Origin of the sequence: Streptosporangium sp. NPDC023963 (assembly GCF_040639135.1) — a bacterium.
Classification (GTDB): domain Bacteria; phylum Actinomycetota; class Actinomycetes; order Streptosporangiales; family Streptosporangiaceae; genus Streptosporangium.
Map to the genome: position 1 here is coordinate 441,994 of NZ_JBEZZK010000001.1, position 18,273 is coordinate 460,266.

At 72.0% G+C, this 18,273-nt stretch carries 19 protein-coding genes; 7 read left to right on the plus strand and 12 right to left on the minus strand.

The features are described from left to right. Positions 1-70 precede the first annotated feature (70 nt). The 8 genes from hisF to hisD all read right to left on the minus strand — a co-directional run bounded on the left by hisF (position 71) and on the right by hisD (position 6,093). The gene (gene hisF / locus AB0F88_RS01805; RefSeq protein WP_362676280.1) at positions 71-841 is read right to left on the minus strand and encodes an imidazole glycerol phosphate synthase subunit HisF; all 771 of its coding nucleotides are present in this window, start codon (positions 839-841) and stop codon (positions 71-73) included. Between the two features lie 10 nt (positions 842-851). Next, complete coding sequence (gene priA, locus AB0F88_RS01810; RefSeq protein ID WP_362676282.1) at positions 852-1,574, minus strand: bifunctional 1-(5-phosphoribosyl)-5-((5-phosphoribosylamino)methylideneamino)imidazole-4-carboxamide isomerase/phosphoribosylanthranilate isomerase PriA; 723 nt, start codon at positions 1,572-1,574, stop codon at positions 852-854. A gap of 4 nt (positions 1,575-1,578) precedes the next feature. Further along, positions 1,579-1,920 (minus strand): hypothetical protein, encoded by a 342-nt coding sequence (locus AB0F88_RS01815; protein WP_362676284.1) that lies wholly within the window; start codon positions 1,918-1,920, stop codon positions 1,579-1,581. 144 nt (positions 1,921-2,064) lie between these two features. Next, entirely contained in the window at positions 2,065-2,700 is a 636-nt protein-coding gene (gene hisH, locus AB0F88_RS01820; RefSeq protein ID WP_362676286.1) for an imidazole glycerol phosphate synthase subunit HisH, read from the minus strand. Next, positions 2,694-2,849, minus strand: a complete 156-nt coding sequence (locus AB0F88_RS01825) for a hypothetical protein (RefSeq protein ID WP_350950340.1) — start codon at positions 2,847-2,849, stop codon at positions 2,694-2,696. Before AB0F88_RS01825 ends, hisH begins: the two co-directional genes overlap by 7 nt. A gap of 31 nt (positions 2,850-2,880) precedes the next feature. After that, entirely contained in the window at positions 2,881-3,480 is a 600-nt protein-coding gene (gene hisB, locus AB0F88_RS01830) for an imidazoleglycerol-phosphate dehydratase HisB (protein ID WP_362677907.1), read from the minus strand. Positions 3,481-3,533: 53 nt separating this feature from the next. Then, a complete protein-coding gene (locus AB0F88_RS01835; RefSeq protein WP_362676289.1) occupies positions 3,534-4,604 on the minus strand; it encodes a histidinol-phosphate transaminase in 1,071 nt (356 codons plus the stop codon). Between the two features lie 181 nt (positions 4,605-4,785). Then, complete coding sequence (gene hisD / locus AB0F88_RS01840) at positions 4,786-6,093, minus strand: histidinol dehydrogenase (protein ID WP_362676291.1); 1,308 nt, start codon at positions 6,091-6,093, stop codon at positions 4,786-4,788. Positions 6,094-6,192: 99 nt separating this feature from the next. Here hisD and ybaK point away from each other — a divergent pair, with 99 nt between their 5' ends. Both ybaK and AB0F88_RS01850 read left to right on the plus strand, forming a co-directional pair. Beyond that, positions 6,193-6,693, plus strand: a complete 501-nt coding sequence (gene ybaK / locus AB0F88_RS01845) for a Cys-tRNA(Pro) deacylase (RefSeq protein ID WP_362676293.1) — start codon at positions 6,193-6,195, stop codon at positions 6,691-6,693. 182 nt (positions 6,694-6,875) lie between these two features. Next, the gene (locus AB0F88_RS01850) at positions 6,876-8,264 is read left to right on the plus strand and encodes an amidase (protein ID WP_362676295.1); all 1,389 of its coding nucleotides are present in this window, start codon (positions 6,876-6,878) and stop codon (positions 8,262-8,264) included. Positions 8,265-8,302: 38 nt separating this feature from the next. On the opposite strand, the gene AB0F88_RS01855 is transcribed toward AB0F88_RS01850, so the two are convergent. Next, positions 8,303-8,851: a hypothetical protein gene (locus tag AB0F88_RS01855; protein ID WP_362676297.1), complete on the minus strand. Its 549-nt coding sequence runs from the start codon at positions 8,849-8,851 to the stop codon at positions 8,303-8,305. Positions 8,852-8,949: 98 nt separating this feature from the next. Here AB0F88_RS01855 and murA point away from each other — a divergent pair, with 98 nt between their 5' ends. Together murA and AB0F88_RS01865 are read left to right on the plus strand one after the other, a co-directional pair. Then, positions 8,950-10,266, plus strand: a complete 1,317-nt coding sequence (gene murA, locus AB0F88_RS01860; RefSeq protein ID WP_329093170.1) for a UDP-N-acetylglucosamine 1-carboxyvinyltransferase — start codon at positions 8,950-8,952, stop codon at positions 10,264-10,266. 52 nt (positions 10,267-10,318) lie between these two features. Further along, complete coding sequence (locus AB0F88_RS01865; RefSeq protein WP_362676299.1) at positions 10,319-12,694, plus strand: transglycosylase domain-containing protein; 2,376 nt, start codon at positions 10,319-10,321, stop codon at positions 12,692-12,694. Between the two features lie 102 nt (positions 12,695-12,796). Here AB0F88_RS01865 and AB0F88_RS01870 read toward each other — a convergent pair whose 3' ends face one another. Continuing rightward, complete coding sequence (locus AB0F88_RS01870; protein ID WP_362676301.1) at positions 12,797-14,098, minus strand: serine hydrolase domain-containing protein; 1,302 nt, start codon at positions 14,096-14,098, stop codon at positions 12,797-12,799. Positions 14,099-14,225: 127 nt separating this feature from the next. On the opposite strand from AB0F88_RS01870, the gene AB0F88_RS01875 reads away from it, so the two are divergent. After that, positions 14,226-14,402 carry a hypothetical protein gene (locus AB0F88_RS01875; protein WP_362676303.1) on the plus strand — a complete coding sequence of 59 codons (177 nt, stop codon included), beginning with the start codon at positions 14,226-14,228 and terminating at the stop codon, positions 14,400-14,402. Here the strand turns inward: AB0F88_RS01875 and AB0F88_RS01880 are convergent. Next, positions 14,399-15,625, minus strand: coding sequence for a PAS domain-containing sensor histidine kinase (locus tag AB0F88_RS01880; protein WP_362676305.1), 1,227 nt, complete (start codon positions 15,623-15,625; stop codon positions 14,399-14,401). The two genes, AB0F88_RS01875 and AB0F88_RS01880, sit on opposite strands and share 4 nt — an antisense overlap. Before the next feature lie 28 nt (positions 15,626-15,653). After that, the gene (locus tag AB0F88_RS01885) at positions 15,654-16,364 is read right to left on the minus strand and encodes a HAMP domain-containing sensor histidine kinase (protein ID WP_362676307.1); all 711 of its coding nucleotides are present in this window, start codon (positions 16,362-16,364) and stop codon (positions 15,654-15,656) included. Positions 16,365-16,925: 561 nt separating this feature from the next. Here AB0F88_RS01885 and AB0F88_RS01890 point away from each other — a divergent pair. Further along, complete coding sequence (locus tag AB0F88_RS01890; protein WP_362676309.1) at positions 16,926-17,057, plus strand: hypothetical protein; 132 nt, start codon at positions 16,926-16,928, stop codon at positions 17,055-17,057. Positions 17,058-17,141: 84 nt separating this feature from the next. Beyond that, complete coding sequence (locus AB0F88_RS01895; protein ID WP_362676311.1) at positions 17,142-18,209, plus strand: ferritin-like protein; 1,068 nt, start codon at positions 17,142-17,144, stop codon at positions 18,207-18,209. Positions 18,210-18,273: the final 64 nt, after the last annotated feature.

Genomic DNA, 18,273 nt, shown 5'->3' on the forward strand with positions numbered 1-18,273 from the left:
GTCCTGGGCGGCCGGAAACGGGGCGACCACGGCCCGCACCCCCGTACGACGGAACCGGACGAGGAAAAGGTCAGCGAACCGGATGCCCCGCCCCCCGCAGCGCGTCCTTGACGTCACCGATCTTGAGCTGCCCGAAGTGGAACACCGACGCCGCCAGCACCGCGTCCGCCCCCGCCTCGACCGCCGGAGGGAAGTCCTCGACGGAACCGGCCCCGCCGCTGGCGATGACCGGAACCGACACCGCGGCACGCACGGCCCGGATCATCTCCAGGTCGTAGCCGTCGCGGGTGCCGTCACCGTCCATGGAGTTGAGCAGGATCTCACCGACCCCGAGCTCCTCGCCCCGGCGGGCCCACTCCACCGCGTCGATGCCGGTGCCCCGGCGGCCGCCGTGCGTGGTCACCTCGAACCCGGACGGCGTCGGCGGTCCGTCGACGACCCGGCGGGCGTCCACCGACAGCACGATGCACTGCGCCCCGTACCGCCGCGACGCCTCGGTCAGCAACTCGGGCCGGGCGATCGCCGCCGTGTTCAGGCCCACCTTGTCGGCACCGGCCCGCAGCAGCCTGTCGACGTCCTCGACCGAACGCACCCCCCCGCCCACAGTCAGCGGGATGAACACCTGCTCGGCCGTCCGGCTGACCACGTCGTACATCGTCGACCGGTCGGAGCTGGAGGCCGTGATGTCCAGGAACGTCAGCTCGTCGGCCCCCTCCGCGTCGTAGCGGCGGGCCAGCTCGACCGGGTCGCCCGCGTCACGGAGGTTCTCGAAGTTGACGCCCTTGACCACCCGCCCGGCGTCCACGTCCAGGCAGGGAATCACTCGTACCGCGACAGTCATCTGCAACCTCTCAGGAACTCACGGCGGCGAGGGCGTCCTCGAGGGTGAAGGCCTGCGCGTACAGGGCCTTACCCACGATGGCCCCCTCGACGCCGATCGGGACCAGCGAGGCCAGGGCGCGCAGGTCGTCCAGGGACGAGACGCCGCCGCTGGCGACCACCGGCTTGTCGGTGCGGGAGCAGACCTCGCGCAGCAGGTCGAGGTTGGGGCCGCGCAGCGTGCCGTCCTTGGTGACGTCGGTGACGACGTAGCGGGGACAGCCGTCGCCCTCCAGGCGGGCGAGGACCTCCCACAGGTCGCCGCCCTCCTGGGTCCAGCCACGGGCGGCCAGGGTCGTCCCCCGCACGTCCAGCCCGATCGCGATCCGGTCACCGTACTCAGCGATGATCTTGGAGCACCAGGCGGGGTTCTCCAGCGCCGCGGTGCCGATGTTCACCCGGCGGCAGCCGGTGGCCAGCGCGATCTCCAGGGAGGCGTCGTCACGGATGCCGCCGGACATCTCCACGTTGACGTCGAGCGCGCCGACCACGGTGGCGAGCAGCTCGCGGTTGCTGCCCCGGCCGAAGGCCGCGTCGAGGTCGACCAGATGGATCCACTCGGCACCGGCCTCCTGCCAGGCGAGCGCCGCGGACAGGGGGTCGCCGTACGACGTCTCGGTGCCGGCCGCGCCCTGGACCAGGCGGACCGCCTGACCGTCGGCGACGTCCACGGCGGGGAGCAGCTCAAGCGACATCGGTTCACGACCTCCGGTCGAAGACAAGGGTGAGAAAAAGCGGTACGAACAGCAAAGAGATGACAAGCGCCCCGAACCGGGCTGCCCACGAGGACCACAGCAGCCAGACGATCACCTGGACGATCAGGAACAGCACCACCGCGACACCGTTCTGCGCCCGGCGGCGGCGGGCCATGATCCCGCCCTGGGACACGATGCGGACGGGCCTGCCCGGCAGCAGCGCGACCATCCGGCCGACCCGCTCGCGCCGCCGCGCCAGCCGCGCCTCCCGCTCGGCGCGCAGGGCCGTCTGGCGCGCCTGCTCGGCCTCCCGCTCGGCCCTGCGCCTGGCCCGCTCCTTACTCATCGGGAACTCACCGGGCGCTCACCGGAAACCCGGCCGGTACCGCGGCCGAGAAACCGGACGGGAAACCGAACGAGACCCCGGCCGGAAACCCGAACGGAATCCCGGCCGAACCCCCGGCCGGAAACCCGCCCGCGGCCCGCGAGATCACGTGAGGGTCCCGAGCCAGTTGGTGAGCAGCTGCGCTCCGGCGTCGCCCGACTTCTCCGGGTGGAACTGGGTGGCCGTCAGCGGGCCGTTCTCCACCGCGGCGACGAACGGCACCCCGTGCTCGGACCAGGTGACCAGCGGATCGTCGAAACCCGGGCCCGCCTGGAGCTCCCAGGAGCGCACGCCGTACGAGTGCACGAAGTAGAAACGCGTGCCGGCGTCGAGCCCGGCGAACAACACGGTCTCGGCGGGCGCCTTGACCGTGTTCCAGCCCATGTGAGGCAGGACCGGAGCCTCCAGGCGCTCCACCGTGCCCGGCCACTCCCCGCAGCCCTCGGTCGTGACGCCGTGCTCGACGCCCGTCTCGAAGAGGATCTGCATGCCGACGCAGATGCCGAGGACCGGCCGCCCGGCCGACAGGCGCCGCGCGATGATCCGCTCGCCGCGCACGGCGCGCAGCCCCGCCATGCACGCGGCGAACGCCCCCACGCCCGGCACGACGAGGCCGTCGGCCTCCATCGCCGCCTCGTAGTCGGCCGTCACCGTGACCTCCGCGCCGACCCGGGCCAGCGCGCGCTCCGCCGAGCGGAGGTTGCCCGAGCCGTAGTCGAGAACGGTTACCTTCTTCACCACCAGAGCACCGCCGCCGTGGTCGCCAGGGCCGCGAGGGCGGCGAGCAGCACCGCGCCCTTCTTCAGACCCTGTTTGAGGAATGAGACGATCCCGCCGACGAGGAAGAGGGCCACGAAGGCCATCGCGACGGCCGTCCAGTTGTCGCTCACCGGCGCCGCCCCCTCCCCGTACGAGAAACGGTCACAGCACGCCCTTCGTGCTGGGCACCCCGGTGGCGCGCGGGTCGCGCTCCGAGGCCGCCCGCAGCGCCCTGGCCAGCGCCTTGAACTGCGCCTCCACGATGTGGTGGGCGTTGCGGCCGTACGGGACGCGCACGTGCAGGCAGATCGCGGCCTGCGCGACGAACGACTCCAGGATGTGCCTGGTCATCGTCGTGTCGTAGTCAGGCCCGATCATGGGAGCCATGCCCTCGGGCTCGCTGTGCACCAGGTAGGGGCGCCCCGACAGGTCGACCGTGACCTCCGCGAGCGACTCGTCCAGCGGGCAGGACGCGTTGCCGAACCTCCGCAGGCCCGACTTGTCGCCCAGGGCCTCGCGGAACGCCGCACCCAGCGCGAGCGAGGTGTCCTCGATCGTGTGGTGGGCGTCGATGTGCAGGTCGCCCTCGGTCTTCACGGTCAGGTCGAACAGGCCGTGCTTGCCGAGCTGGTTCAGCATGTGGTCGAAGAACCCGACACCGGTGGCCACCTCGACGTTCCCGGTGCCGTCGAGGTCGACCTCGACCAGCACCGAGGTCTCCTTGGTGACACGCTCGACGCGACCGCGACGCGGCGCGGCCACGACGTCGGTGTCGTAGGTGCCACCGATGCCGCCGGTGCCGCCGGTGATGCTGCTCACAGAATCTCCTCCAGGGCGGCGCGGAACGCCGCCATCTCCTCAGGCGTACCGATCGAAACTCTCAGCCACTCGGGCGGCCCCACCTCGCGGATCAGCACCCCGCGCTCCAGCATGCCCCGCCACACCGCGTGCCTGTCCTCGAAGAGCCCGAACAGCACGAAGTTGGCGTCCGAGTCGGCGACCGTCAGCCCCCGGCCGCGCAGCCACTCCACCGTGGCGTCCCGCTCGGCCCGCAGCGCGTCGACGGCACCGAGCAGCTCGGCGCCGTGGGCGAGCGCGACCCGCGCCGCCGTCTGGGTGAGCGTGGACAGGTGGTACGGCAGCCGGACCAGCAGCAGCGCCTCGATCACCGCCGGGTGGGCGGCCAGGTAGCCGAGCCGGGTCCCGGCCATCGCGAACGCCTTGGACATCGTCCGCGTGACGATCAGCCGGGGATTGTCCGGCAGCAGGGTCAGCGCCGACGGGGTGCCGGTGCGGGCGAACTCGAAGTAGGCCTCGTCCACCACCACCATGCCCGGCGCCGCCTCGACGATCCCGGCGATCACCTCCGGGTCCAGGGCGGTGCCGGTCGGGTTGTTGGGCGACGTCAGGAAGACGACGTCGGGCCGGTGCTCCTCGATCGCGGCGACGGCCTTGTCCGGGTCGATCCCGAAGTCGTCCTCGCGCATCCCGGAGATCCACTCGGTCGAGGCGCCGGTGGTGATGATCGGGTGCATCGAGTAGGAGGGTTCGAAGCCCATCGCGACGCGGCCGTGGCCGCCGAAGGCCTGCAGGATCTGCTGGAGGATCTCGTTGGAGCCGTTGGCCGCCCAGACCTGCTCCACGGCCAGCCCGTGTCCCAGGTACGCGGCCAGCTCCCCGCGCAGGGCGAGAGCGTCGCGGTCGGGGTAGCGGTTGAGCTCGCCCGCCCGGGCCCGTACGGCCTCGGCCAGGTCGGCGACCAGGGACGCGGAGGGCCCGTAGGGGTTCTCGTTGGTGTTGAGCCTGACCGGGACGTCGATCTGGGGGGCGCCGTACGGCGTGCGCCCCCGGAGGTCGTCGCGGATCGGCAGGTCTTCGAGCCTCACGCCGGGATCCCCCCGTCGAATCGGGCACGGACATCCCCGGTGGGCCCGGGGAGAGGGTTCCCCATCGAGGCGCGGACCGCCGCACGCCCGGTGGGCGCCGTCGGGAAGGTCCTCACGAGGGCACCTCCCCGTCGAACCGCGCGGATCGCCGCACGCCTGGTGAGCACGAGCCGGGAGGTCCTCACGAGGGCACCTCCCAGTCGAACCGCGCGCGGATCGCCGCACCGTGCGCAGGGAGGTCCTCGGTGTCGGCCAGCACGCACACGTGGGCGGCGGCACCGGCGAGGGCCTCGCGGCTGTAGTCGACGACGTGGATGCCGCGCAGGAACGTCTGCACCGACAATCCCGAGGAGTGGCAGGCGCAGCCGCCGGTGGGCAGCACGTGGTTGGAGCCGGCCATGTAGTCGCCGAGCGAGACCGGCGCGTAGGAGCCGACGAAGATCGCTCCGGCGTTGCGCACCCGGGCGGCCAGCGCGTGCGCCCCGGCGGCGTGGATCTCCAGGTGCTCGGCGGCGTACGCGTCGACGACCCGCAGCCCGGCCTCCATGTCGTCGACCAGCAGGATGCCCGACTGGCGCCCCGACAGGGCCTCGGTGATCCGCTCGGCGTGCTTGGTCGCGGCGACCTGGCGGGGCAGCTCCCGCTCGACGGCCTCGGCCAGCTCCACCGAGTCGGTGACGAGCACGGCGGCGGCGATCGTGTCGTGCTCGGCCTGGCTGATCAGGTCGGCGGCGACGTGCACCGGGTCGGCCGTGGAGTCGGCGAGGATCGCGATCTCGGTGGGACCGGCCTCGGAGTCGATGCCGATGCGCCCCTTGAGCAGGCGCTTGGCGGCGGCGACCCAGATGCTGCCGGGGCCGGTGACCATGGTGACCGGCGGGCACTCCTCGGTGCCGTACGCGAACATCGCCACCGCCTGGGCGCCGCCGACCGCGTAGACCTCGTCCACGCCGAGCAGCGCGCACGCCGCCAGGATGGCCGGGTGCGGCAGCCCGCCGAACTCGCGCTGCGCGGGCGAGGAGACCGCCAGGGAGGGCACCCCCGCCTCCTGGGCGGGGACGACGTTCATGACCACGCTGGAGGGGTAGACCGCCCGGCCGCCGGGGACGTACAGCCCCACGCGGTCGACGGGCACCCAGCGCTCGGTGACGGTGCCGCCGGGCACGACCTGGGTGGTGACGTCGGCGCGCCGCTGGTCGCGGTGGACGAGGCGGGCGCGGCGGATCGACTCCTCCAGCGCCGCCCTCACCTTCGGGTCGAGCGTCTCCAGCGCCCCGGTGATCGCCTCGGCGGGCACCCGGGTGGACTCCAGCTCGACCCCCTCGAACCTGGCGGTCAGCTCGCGCACGGCGGCGACCCCGCGATGATGCACGTCCTCGCAGATGGGCCGCACCTTCTCCAGGGCGGCTTCGACGTCGAGGTCGGCACGGGGCAGCACGTCGCGAAGGTCCTCGGGCAGAGGCCCTCGCAGGTCGGTACGCGAAATCACCCGTTCAGTCTACGGAGGTCCGCCACCCGATATCGTCCCGTCCATCATCCGGACGATGCCTTTACTATGTAGATTTTAACCAGCCGCTACGCTTCCCCCGTGAGCAAGAGCAAGAACAAGGGCGGCCAGGGAACCCCCGCGACGGTGGCCCTGGCCCAGGCCAAGGTCGATTTCACCCTGCACCCCTACGAGCACGACGCGAACGCGCAGGCCTACGGCGAGGAGGCGGCCGACGCCCTCGGGGTGCCGTACGGGCAGATCTTCAAAACCCTGGTGGCCGAGGTGGAGAGCGGGCTCGCCGTCGCGGTGGTCCCGGTGGCCGGCAAGCTCGACCTCAAGGCCTTCGCGGCGGCGCTGGGGAGTAAGCGGGCGGCGATGGCCGACGCGGCCAAGGTCGAGCGGGTCACCGGCTACGTGGTCGGCGGCATCAGCCCCCTCGGGCAGCGCAAGCGGCTGCCGACCGTGGTCGACGCCTCCGCGCTCGACTTCGCGACGATCTACTTCTCCGCCGGGCGGCGCGGGCTGCAGATCGAGACCGCCCCCGCGGAGCTGGTCCGGCTCACCCAGGCCGTCACCGCCCCCATCGGCAAAACCGGCTGACCACCTCGCGGGTCTCATCAGGACCCGCCTCGCGGATCCCGCAGAACCCACCTCACGAGGTCCACAAGACGGACCCGCTCCCCCCGCCAGGTCCTGTCGAAGGTTGCCGACGCGGCGCGCGGCGGCATTCGGTCAGACTCGGTTACGACAGGACACACCTGACCAGGGACATCGGGGGGAAGATGCACTACTTGACCGCCACCGAGATGATCGAACTGCTGCGTACCAGGCAGGTCGGTGCGGTCGAGCTGCTCGACGCGCACCTGCGGCGGATCGAGGAGGTCAACCCGCAGGTCAACGCGATCGTCACGCTGGTGGCCGGGCGCGCCAGGCGGGAGGCCGAGGAGGCCGACCGGGACCTGGCCCGCGGCCGGTGGCGGGGGCCGCTGCACGGCCTGCCGGTCGCGCACAAGGACCTGGCCGACACCGCGGGGATCCGCACCACGTACGGCTCCCCGATCTTCGCCGGCCACGTCCCCGACACCGACGCGCCGATCGTGCGGCGGATGCGCGAGGCCGGGGCGATCACGGTCGGCAAGACCAACACCCCGGAGTTCGGCACCGGCTCGCACACCGTGAACGAGATCTTCGGCGCCACCCGCAACCCCTACGACCTGTCGAGGTCGGCCGGGGGCAGCAGCGGCGGGGCCGCGGCGGCGCTGGCGACCGGCATGGTGGCGCTGGCCGACGGCTCCGACATGGGCGGCTCGCTGCGCAACCCGGCCTCCTTCTGCAACGTGGCGGGGCTGCGGCCCACCCCGGGGCGGGTCCCCTCCCCGTCGCCCGTCGCGGCCTGGTTCACCCTCGGCGTGCCGGGTCCCATGGCCCGTACCGCGGAGGACCTGGCGCTGCTGATGAGCGCGGTGGCGGGGTTCGACGCCGCCTCCCCCCTGTCGATCATCGGGAGCGGCTCCGCCTTCGCCGGGCCGCTGGACCTCGACCTGACCGGGCTGCGCGTGGCCTGGAGCCCCGACCTGGGCGGGCTGCCGGTCGACGCGGAGACGGCCGAGGTCACCGCGGACGCGCCGGCCGCGCTCGCGGGGCTGGGCGCGCGGGTGGAGCGTGTGGAGCTGGACCTGTCCGCCGCCGAGGACGCCTTCCGGATCTACCGGGCGTGGTACTACGCGCTGTCCTTCGGCGACCTGCCGCAGGAGAGCCTGGGGGCGAACGTGCGCTGGAACGTCGAGCGGGGGCGCGAGGTGACCGGCGCCGACCTGGCCCGCGCGGAGCGGCTGCGCAGCGGGCTCTACCAGCGGATGAACTCCTTCTTCGACACCTACGACTTCCTGATCGCGCCGGTCAGCCAGGTGCCGCCGTTCCCGGTGGACGACCCGTACGTCTCGGAGATCAACGGGGAGGCGCTGCCCGACTACCTGGCGTGGATGCGCTCGGCCTACTGGGTCAGCGTGCTGCACGCCCCGGCGGCGTCGGTGCCGTGCGGGTTCACCCCCGGCGGGCTGCCGGTGGGCGTGCAGATCATCGGGCGCCCCTTCGCCGACATGGCGGTGCTGCGGCTGGCCCACGCGTTCGAGCGCGCCACCGGCCACGGCTCGCGCAGGCCGCCCCTCTGACCCCGGCCCCCGGGCTCAGGCCCCTCGGACCCCGGCGCCTACCGGCCGCTGATGTCGTACGACGACAGCGGCCCGTAGGGATCGTTCCCGCCGAACGGGCGGCGCAGCGGGGAGTCGCGGTAACCCGCGATGCCCTCCAGGGCGAAGAAGAGACCGGCGGCCAGCGTCGGCCACGCGAACAGCACCCCGCCGGCGGTCAGCGCCAGCGGCCCCGCGATCAGCGGGCTGGACGTTCCCGAGGCGGTGACGCTCACGGCCCCGAGGTTGACCGCCGCCCCGACCACCAGCGCCAGGTACGCGCCGAGCAGGCCGCCCGCGGCCAGGCCCACCACCACCGGCAGCGGCCGGCCCCCGCGCGACACGCGGTAACCGACGGCTCCGCAGACGAGCCCGAGCGCACCGGTGATCACGGCGAACCAGCCGTCGGCGGCGATCAGCGCCTGCGTCGAGGGGTCGGCCAGCAGCGGTCCCCGGCTCGTCGCGACGTACGGGGCGCGCGGCGCCACCAGCGACCACAGGATCCCGGCGACGACTCCGGCCGGCGCGAGCACCAGCACGGTGATCACGAAGTCACGTACGCCGCGCACCATGGTTCCCTCACCCTCTGTGCAGATGTGCCCGATGTTACATAGCCCTCGGCCCGGCGCCATCCGAGGCTTCGACCGAATCCCGTTACTCTGGCGGTGTGAATGAAGAGGTATGGCTGATCGAACCCTCCGGGCCGCTACGCGGTGATGTCGAGGTCCGCGGCTCCAAGAACGGCGTCTCCAAGCACATGGTCGCCGCGATGCTGGGCACCGGTGAGAGCACGATCCAGAACGCCCCGGACGTGGGCGAGGTGGGGATCACCGCGCAGATGCTGCGGGCGCTCGGCATCGACGTGGAGATCAGCGCCGGGGAGATCTCCGTCGCCCCGGGAAAGCAGATCAACCCGCACGTCCCCGCGGCGTTCACCGGTCTCAACAGGATCCCGATCCTGATGCTCGGCCCGCTGCTGCACCTGGCGGGCGAGGCGTTCGTGCCGCTGGTGGGCGGCGACCCGATCGGCCGCCGGCCCGTCGACTTCCACGTCGAGGCGCTGCGCGCGATGGGCGCCGAGGTCGAGGTGAGCGACACGGGGGTGTACGCCAAGGCCAAGCGGCTGCGCGGCACCCGGATCGAGCTGCCCTACCCCAGCGTCGGGGCCACCGAGACGATCCTGATGTCGGCGGTGCTGGCCGAGGGCAAGACCGTGCTGAAGGGCGCGGCGATGGAGCCCGAGGTGGTGGAGCTCGCCCTGTTCCTGCAACGCATGGGCGCCCGCATCGAGCTGAGCCCCGACCGGCGCATCGTGATCGAGGGCGTGGAGCGCCTGCACGGCGCCTCCACCTGGCTCAACGGCGACCGCATCGAGGCGTTCTCCTACCTGGCAGCCGGTCTGATCACCGGCGGGCAGGTGCGGGTGCACGGCTGCCCGCAGGACCGGCTGGTGACCGCGATCACCACCCTGGCCAGGATGGGCGCCGAGGTCGACATCACCGACGACTACCTGTCGGCGTCCGCGCCGCACGGGCTGCGGGCCGCGGCGGTGCAGACCGACACGCACCCGGGGTTCATGACCGACTGGCAGACGCCCCTGATGGTGCTGTTCACGCAGGCCCAGGGCATGTCGGTGCTGCACGAGACGGTCTTCGAGAACCGCCTGGTCTACGTGCCCGCGCTGCAGAAGATGGGCTGCGAGATCGAGGTGTTCGACGTCTGCCTCGGCGGCCCCGCCTGCCGTTACCACGACACCAACGCCAAGCACTCGGCGGTCGTGCGCGGCGTGTCCAGGCTGAGCGGCGCCGACGTGACGCTGCCCGACATCCGGGCCGGGTTCTCGGCCGTGCTGGCCGCCGCCGCAGCCGAGGGCACCTCCACGCTGCGCGGGGTGCACCACATCGAACGGGGCTACCACCGGCCGTTCGAGCAGTTCGCCTCGCTCGGGCTGAAGATCAGTCGAGAAAAGGTGCAGGACGGGTAAGGATTGGCAATCGGGCGTTTGTGGGTGATCACCCGGTCGCACGTTACTATGCGTGACATCGCGCCCAGAGGTGAGACGTGGTCCCGGCGCGTGCCTGCGCCGGCTGGTGGCCTGCGGGGTGTTCGGCGGGCTGCTGGCCGCCCTGGCCGCGCTGCCACTGGTCGGCACGGCCGGGCTCACCGTCAACAACGTCGCGAGGACCCTCACCGACCTGCCCCCGAGCCCCCGGGAGAACCCGCTCCCCCAGCGCACCGTGCTGCTGGACAGGAACGGCAAGCGGTTCGCCCAGTTCTACACGGAGAACCGGACGGTGGTGACGCTCGCCCAGGTCGCCCCCGTCATGCGTGACGCGATCGTGGCGATCGAGGACTCGCGTTTCTACGAGCACGCGGGCCTGGACGTCAAGGGCACCCTGCGTGCCCTGGTCACCAACACCAAGGCGGGCGAGGTGCGGCAGGGCGGGTCCTCGCTCACCCAGCAGCTCGTGAAGAACATCCTGGTCGAGAACTCCGAGAGCGACACCGAGCGCGCCCAGGCCCGCGCGCCCAGCATCCAGCGCAAGATCAACGAGCTGCGGTACGCGCTGGCGATGGAGCGCAAGTACAGCAAGGCCGAGATCCTGGAGCGCTACCTCAACATCGCCTACTTCGGCGCGGGCGCCTTCGGGGTCGAGGCCGCCGCCCAGCGGTTCTTCTCGGTCCCCGCCGCCCGGCTGACCCTGCCCCAGGCGGCGACGCTGGCCGGCGCGGTCCGCACGCCGTACGCCACCGACCCGTCGCTGGACGTCAAGCGCAGGGAGCGGCTGCGCGAGCGCAGGGACATCGTCCTGGACCGGATGGCCCAGCTGTCGTACGTCACCCCGGCGCGGGCCGAGGCCGCCAAAAGGCGCCCGCTGGCCATCCGCCTCAAGCCCGAACCCGGCGGCTGCCAGGGGAGCGACTACCCCTACTTCTGCCTCTACGTGCACCGGGAGCTGCTGACCGACACGGCCTTCGGCCACACCCGCGCGGAGCGGGAGCGCCGCCTGGCCAGGGGCGGCATCGTGCTGCGCACCACCCTGGCGCCGAAGGCGCAGCGGGCCGCGCAACGCGCCATCGCCGCGCGGGTCGGCAGGAAGGACACCGAGGTGGCGGCCGAGGCCATGATCCAGCCGGGCACCGGGCGGATCCGGGCCATGGCGGCGAGCAAGAGGTACGGCAGCAACAGCGGAAACCGCAACACCGGCAACACCGGCAACACCGCCGGCACCAGGAACGGCCCCGACACCACCTACAACCTGGCCGCCGACATGGCGCACGGCGGTGGACAGGGTTTCCAGGCGGGCTCGACGTTCAAGGTGTTCACCCTGGCGACCGCGCTGGCCCAGGGCTGGCGGTTCGACCAGGGCTTCATGACGCCCGGCAGTTTCGTGCCCGACAGCGGTTTCACCGACTGCCGGGGCCGCAAGGTCAACGACCCCCGCGCGGAGATCTTCAATGCGAGCGGCGAGGGCAAGGGCGGCCCGCAGAGCCTGTCCACCGGCACCTGGAAGTCGGTGAACATCTTCTACATGATGCTGGAGCAGCGGGTGGGCCTGTGCCCGGTCGTCACGACCGCCAGGGCGCTGGGCATCGCCCGCGCCGACGGCACCCCGCTGCGGGAGGTGCCGACCTTCACCCTGGGCGTGAACGAGATGGACCCGGTGACCGTGGCGGCCGCGTTCGCCGCGTTCGGGGCGCGGGGCCGCTACTGCCGCCCGATGGCCATCGTCGAGATCGTCGAGCGGGACGGCAGGCGCTTCAAGGTGCCGCCCAGCTGCTCGCGGGCGATCGAGCGCGACGTGGCCGACGCGGTCAACCACCTCCTGGCCGGGGTGTTCACCAAGGGCACCATGACCGGCCAGAGCATCGGCCGCCCGGCCGCGGGCAAGACGGGCACCAACAACGGCTACACGTCGGCCTGGTTCGCCGGCTACACCCCGGACCTGGCGGCGGCGGTCAGCGTGGGCGACATCCGGGGCTCCTACCGCTATCCGCTGACCGACGTCGAGATCGGCGACGAGTACTTCGGCGCGGTCCAGGGGGCCTCCCTGCCGGGGCCGATCTGGGTCTCGTCGATGTCGGCGGCTCTCGACGGTACGCGCGAGAGCCGCTTCCACCACCCCGACATGGGCCGGTTCGGCGGCGGGTTCACCCCCGGCATGGAGGAGGAACTGGCCAGGGAACGCGAGGAGGAGGGCGAGGACGGCGAGGGCCGCGAGGGCGACAGGCGTCGCGGCGCCCGGGGGGACCGCGAGGACCGCGGCGTCCGGGGGGACCGCGGCACCCGGGGGGACCGCGGACGCCGCTTCCGCGAGGAGCGCACCTACCGGGAGGAGCGACGGTATCGGGGGGAGCGCCGGTATCGCGACAACGGCGCGCACCGCCGGTACCGCGGCCGCCCGCGCTGACCGCCGTCCTGCCCCGTCCCGGCGATGGGGCGGGGCAGGACGGCGGACCGGTGCCCGGCCGTCGGGTGAGCGTCTCGATCGGCGGACCGGCCGGCCGGCGGGTCAGCGCTTGACCAGCACCTGCTGGGTCGGGAGGAGCACCGGGGGCCGGGCGCTCTTCGCCGCCGCGGCAGACGGGCCGCACAGCGCCTGCACGAAATGGCTCCCCATCGCGTAGTCGATCGCGTGCGGCTGCGGGTAGCCGTTCGCGTCGAGCTGCTGGTACTTCATGAGGTTGAACCCCAGGGAGAGCTGGCGCCGGCCGTCCTCGCCGGACATGGAGATCGTGCCCATGCCGAACACGCCCCCGTCGTGGCCCCAGAACCGGCCGCAGGGCAGGTCCTGGGAGTAGATGCCGAGACCGTAGTTCATGATGACGTCGCCCTGGGCGTCGGTGACCGGCACCGTCGTCCGCATCTGGGCGAGCTGCGCGGGCGCGAGCAGCCCGCCGCCCAGCAGTTCCCGGTAGAACCGGTTGAGGTCCTCCATGGTCGCGACGACGGCGCCCGCCGTGCCCGCCCACGACATGTCGTAGACGCTGTAGTCGCGCGGCGGGTCGATGTAGCCGTACAGCGCCTCGTACGCCTTGGAATGCGGCCCGGGGACGACCGGCGTGCGCGGGAAGGACGTGTCGCGCAGCCCGGCCGCACGGATCACGTGGCGGGTGATGTACTCCTCCGCCCCGGTGCCGGTCACCTTCTCCAGGAGCAGGCCGGCGATCACGTAGTTGGTGTTGGAGTACGACCACAGCTGCCCCGGCTCGCCCGTGCGCGGCGCCTGCAGCCCGAACCTCACCAGCTCCAGCGGGGCGATCCTGCGGAACCGGTGCTCGTCGATGCTCTGCGGGGACGCCTGGACGAGGGAGGGGAAGGCGCCCGCGACGTAGTCGCCGATGCCGCTGGTGTGGTTGAGCAGCATCCGGACCGTGATATTCTGGCCGAGCTCGTCCGGCAGCAGGCCGGGGAGATAGCGGGCGACGGGCGCGTCCAGCTCGACGCGGCCCCGCCCGACCTGCTGGAGGATCGCCACGGCCGTGAAGGTCTTGGTGATGCTGCCCACCCGGTGGACCATCCGGGGGTGGACGGGCCGCCGGGTCCGCACGTCGGCGACCCCCGCCGCGCCGAGCCATCGCGCGCCGCCGTCGCGGACGGCGGAGTAGGTGCCGTACATGCCGGCCTCGTGGACCGCGTCGAGGCTCCGCCGCAGCGCCTCGCGGTCGATCCCTGCCTCCCGACCGGCCGGCGCCGCGGGCCCGGGGACGGGTTCGGCGGACGCGGAAGGCGCGACGGCCCAGGTCACGAGTATCGCGCTCAGCCCGAGGCCGGCGATCGTCCGTCCACGGTGGGGAGATCGCGCGAGAGTCATCGGCTGTCAGCTCCTCAGATCCGGAATATACGACAAGACGATCATCGCAATTCCGGCCCGGTTCCCCCTCCTCACCGCGGACGACCTGTCTCTGGTCCGCCAGGACGAAATCCGGGAGCGCGCCCCGATGCAAAATGTCATGACGGGCGACCCGGGCCGCCCCGCCCCCGCCCCCGGCCCTCGCCCCCGGCCCCCGGCCCCCGGCCCCGAGCTCGAGCGGTGGCGAGCGATCACCACCCGTTTCGGCAGGCTCGCCGGCGCCCTGACGCTCCAGATCCGCCTCGAACCGTCGGACACGCTCTAGCGGACCAGCGGAATGCGCAGCACGAAGCAGGCGCCACCCTCGGTCACGTCCTCGACGTGCAGGCTGCCCCGGTGGGCCTGGGCGATGTCGCGGGCGATGGCCAGGCCCAGGCCGGTGCCTCCGCGGCCGCGGCTGCGGGCGGTGTCCAGGCGGACGAATCGCTGGAACACGCGTTCGCGGTCGGCGGCGGCGATTCCTTTCCCGTCGTCGGTCACCGCCAGCTCCGCGTGGCCGCCGACGCGGCGCAGGTCGACCTTCAGCCTGCGGATGGCGTGACGCCGGGCGTTGTCCAGCAGGTTGGCGAGCAGGCGGGCGAGCTGCCAGGGCGCGGCCTCCACGATCACCTCCGGATCGACGTCGAGCCGGAGGTCATGACCGTCGGTCCACCGGGCCGCCGCCGTCTCGACCAGGGCGGTCAGATCCACTTCTTCCCGCGTTCTGTCGAGGTCGGACTCGATCGTGGACAGCAGGAGCAGGTCGTCGACGATGCTCTCCAGCCGGTCGAGGTCGTTCGTCACGTGGTCCAGCAGGTCGGGCAGGTGGATGTCGTCCGGGTGCAGCTGCGCCGACTCGACCTGCACGCGCAGCGCGGCGAGCGGCGTACGCAGCTCGTGTGAGGCGTCGGCGGCGAATTGACGTTGCCGGTCCAGCACGTGCTCCGAGTGTGTTCGGGCCTCCCTGACCTGTTCGTTCAGCTTCCGCAGCTTCGTGGAGCGTGCGCAGAGCCGCGCCTCCATCGCCTCCATCGCCTCCATCGCCCCCGCCGCCCCCGTCGCCTTCTCGCCCGTGCCCGGCCCGAGCATGGGCGGACTTGTCCGCGGAGGGTGCTGGCCGAGCTCGGTCACTTCCTGCGTGCGGGGGACGAACAGCATCACCGCTCCGCCCGGACCGAGGACGGAAGAGTCGATCATGTTCCCGTACCGGTTCCGGATCGCGCCGCCGGAGGGCACCGCGTCGTGCTTCTGCGGCGTCACCGCCTTGGCGGCCACACGGACCCGGCCCAGTGACGATTCGAAGTACCGCAGCGCGCACTGGTCATCGGGATCGGCGCGGTCCCGGGGAAACGGGTCGGACACGTGCCGGCCCAGCACGTCCTCCCGCCGGCGTCCGCAGAGGTCAAGATAGGTCTGGTTGACGGCCACGATGATCATATCCAGTGTCATGACCAGGCAAGGACCGGAAACGGCCGTGACCAGGGCGGCGACGTCGATGTTGTATGCCATCAGAGTCCTCTTCCAACGCTCGGTGAGCTCATGGGTCCAGCGATGTGCCCACCGGGGCGGCCGAACCCGCCAGGGGCAGTCTCAGCACGAAGCACGCGCCGCCGGTCTCGGCCTCCCGGACATGCAGGCTGCCGATGTGGGCCTGGGCGATGTCGCGGGCGATGGCCAGCCCCAGTCCGGTGCCGGTGTGGTCGAGCCGGCGCGCGGCTTGCAGGCGGGTGAAGCGCTGGAAGATGCGTTCTCGTTCGGATTCCGCGATTCCTTCGCCGTCGTCGGTGACCGTCAGCTCGGCGCTGTCGCCGTCGCGGCTCACCCGGACCTCGATCATCTGCTGGGCGTGCCGCTGGGCGTTGTCCAGCAGGTTGGTGAGCACCCGGCTGATCCGGATAGGGATGGCCACAACGGTCACCCCGGTCTCCAGCCGGTGCCGGACCGCGATGCAGTCGGCCCTGCGGCCGATCTCGTCATGGACGAGTTCGGCGAGATCGACCCGCTGCGGCTCGTTGGGCGGGCCGGCCTCCATCTCGGCGAGGATGCGCATGTCGGTGATGATCGCGTTCAGCCGCTCGACGTTCCTCAGCGCGTTGGCGAGCAGGTCGCAGAGGTCGGTCTCATCGGGATGCAGGCGGGCCTCCTCCAACTCCATGCGCAGCCCCGCGACCGCCGTGCGGAGCTCGTGCGAGGCGTCGGACGCGAAACGCTGCTTTTTCTGCAGTTCGCGCTGGAGCTCGCGCACCATGTCGGAAGAGATCCGGATCGTCTGCGCAATCTGGCCTTCACCAGCCTGGAGGGAAACCCCACGGTCGAAACGGGGTCCTGAGTGTGCTGTCAAGACACAGACTTCCTTTCATGCGATTTCGTGGGGGATATCGTCCGAGGGTCGTCACGGGACAGATGCGGCACACCCTTGGTCGTCGCGGGGAAGATGCGGCACACCCTTGATGGCGATGTTCGGTGCGGCGCCCACCACCCGGGATCCCGCACGGCGAGCGTCGTCACGGCCCTGACCCGATCACGCCGATCTGCGGACCACAGATGTTCATGGCGGACCTTCGTCGCCGGACATACGTCGCCGTCCGGTCGTCAGCTATGACAGGGCAGGTCATCGTCCTGTGACAGGTGCGCGAACAATCGTGGTGGCGTGTGGCACCGTCAGACGGTGATCGGCCCCGGCCGGTCCCGGGCGCTGAAGATTTTCCGCAGGATCTGTCACAGGCCGGGGGGCCGTCCTGTCCTAGCTGGAGACCGAGGGCGAGCCAGTGCCCCGCGGACGCCGCAGGGGCCTTCAGGGAGTTCCGCCGTGACCGCGTCGGCGTTGATCGCCGAGTTCGATGACGTCGCCGGCCGGACCGCCCGGCTCCTCCCACGGGGCGCGCTCTACGCGATCAAGGCGCTGGAGGGCGGCCTCCGGCCCGGCGATCACGTCGCGTGACGCGCCCAAGCGCCCTCGGGCCCCTCGGGGCCCCTTACAGGACGGCGCGATCCACCCCTTCCGACAAACCGAGGTATGACGTCAATGAGAAACGCACCATCGCAAAAGCCCGCCGCTGCCGCCTCATCGGCACGGATCGACACGCTCGACAGCCTTCGTGAGCATCTGCAGTGGGCGATCGAGCTGGAACACGCGACCTTGCCGCCGTACCTGTGCGCGCTGTACTCGCTCGACCCGGAGCGCAACCCGGAAGCCGTCGAGGTGGTGGGCAGCGTCTTCGCCGAGGAGATGCTGCACCTCGTGCTGGCCGCCAACCTGCTCAACGCCGTCGGTGGCCGGCCGCGGCTGGACACTCCGGAGATGCTGCCGCCGCACCCCCGGCCCCTGCCGCACGGCGACCGGTCCCTGGTGTTGTCGCTGCTTCCCTTCGGTGCCGAGGCGCTGGAGATGTTCCTGCGTCTCGAACGGCCCGCACCGCCCGGCGCCGCGGCCGAGGGCGACGACTACGAGACGATCGGGCAGTTCTACACCGCCATCGAACAAGGATTGCGTCACCTGTGCGACCGGCTCGGCGAGCGGGCGGTCTTCGGCGGCGATCCGGCCCGCCAGGTGAGCGCCGGCCACTTCCGGCACACCGCCGGGCGGCTGGTCGCCGTCGACGGTCTGGACTCCGCGCTGGCGGCCCTGCAGGAGATCGTCGAGCAGGGCGAGGGCACCTCCCGCGGCGAGGTCTGGGACGGCGATCAGGACGTCTTCCACCCCGAGCGGGACGAGGTCGGGCACTACTACCGGTTCCAGGAGCTCAAGATCGGGCGGCGTTACCTGCGCGGCGACACCTCGCGGTCCGGGCCCACCGGCGAGACGATCTCCGTGGACTGGGCCGGAGTACGGCCGATGCGGCACAACCCGCGACTGGCCGACCACGCCCCGGGCAGCGCGATCCGCACGGCGCAGGAGGAGTTCGACCACACCTACTGCGACCTCCTGCACCTGCTGCACCATGCGTTCAACGGCAGCCCGAAGCTGCTCGTGGACGCGACGCACGCCATGTACGCGCTCAAGGCCCAGGTCCAGGCCCTGATGCAGATGCCCGACGAGGACGGCGCCACGGCCGGGCCGACCTTCGAGTACGTGCCACCCGAGTCACGTTGACGAGGCGCCGGCGACCGGCGCCCGCACGGCCGCCGGCTGCCCGCCTTCCGCGTGAGGGCGCGGA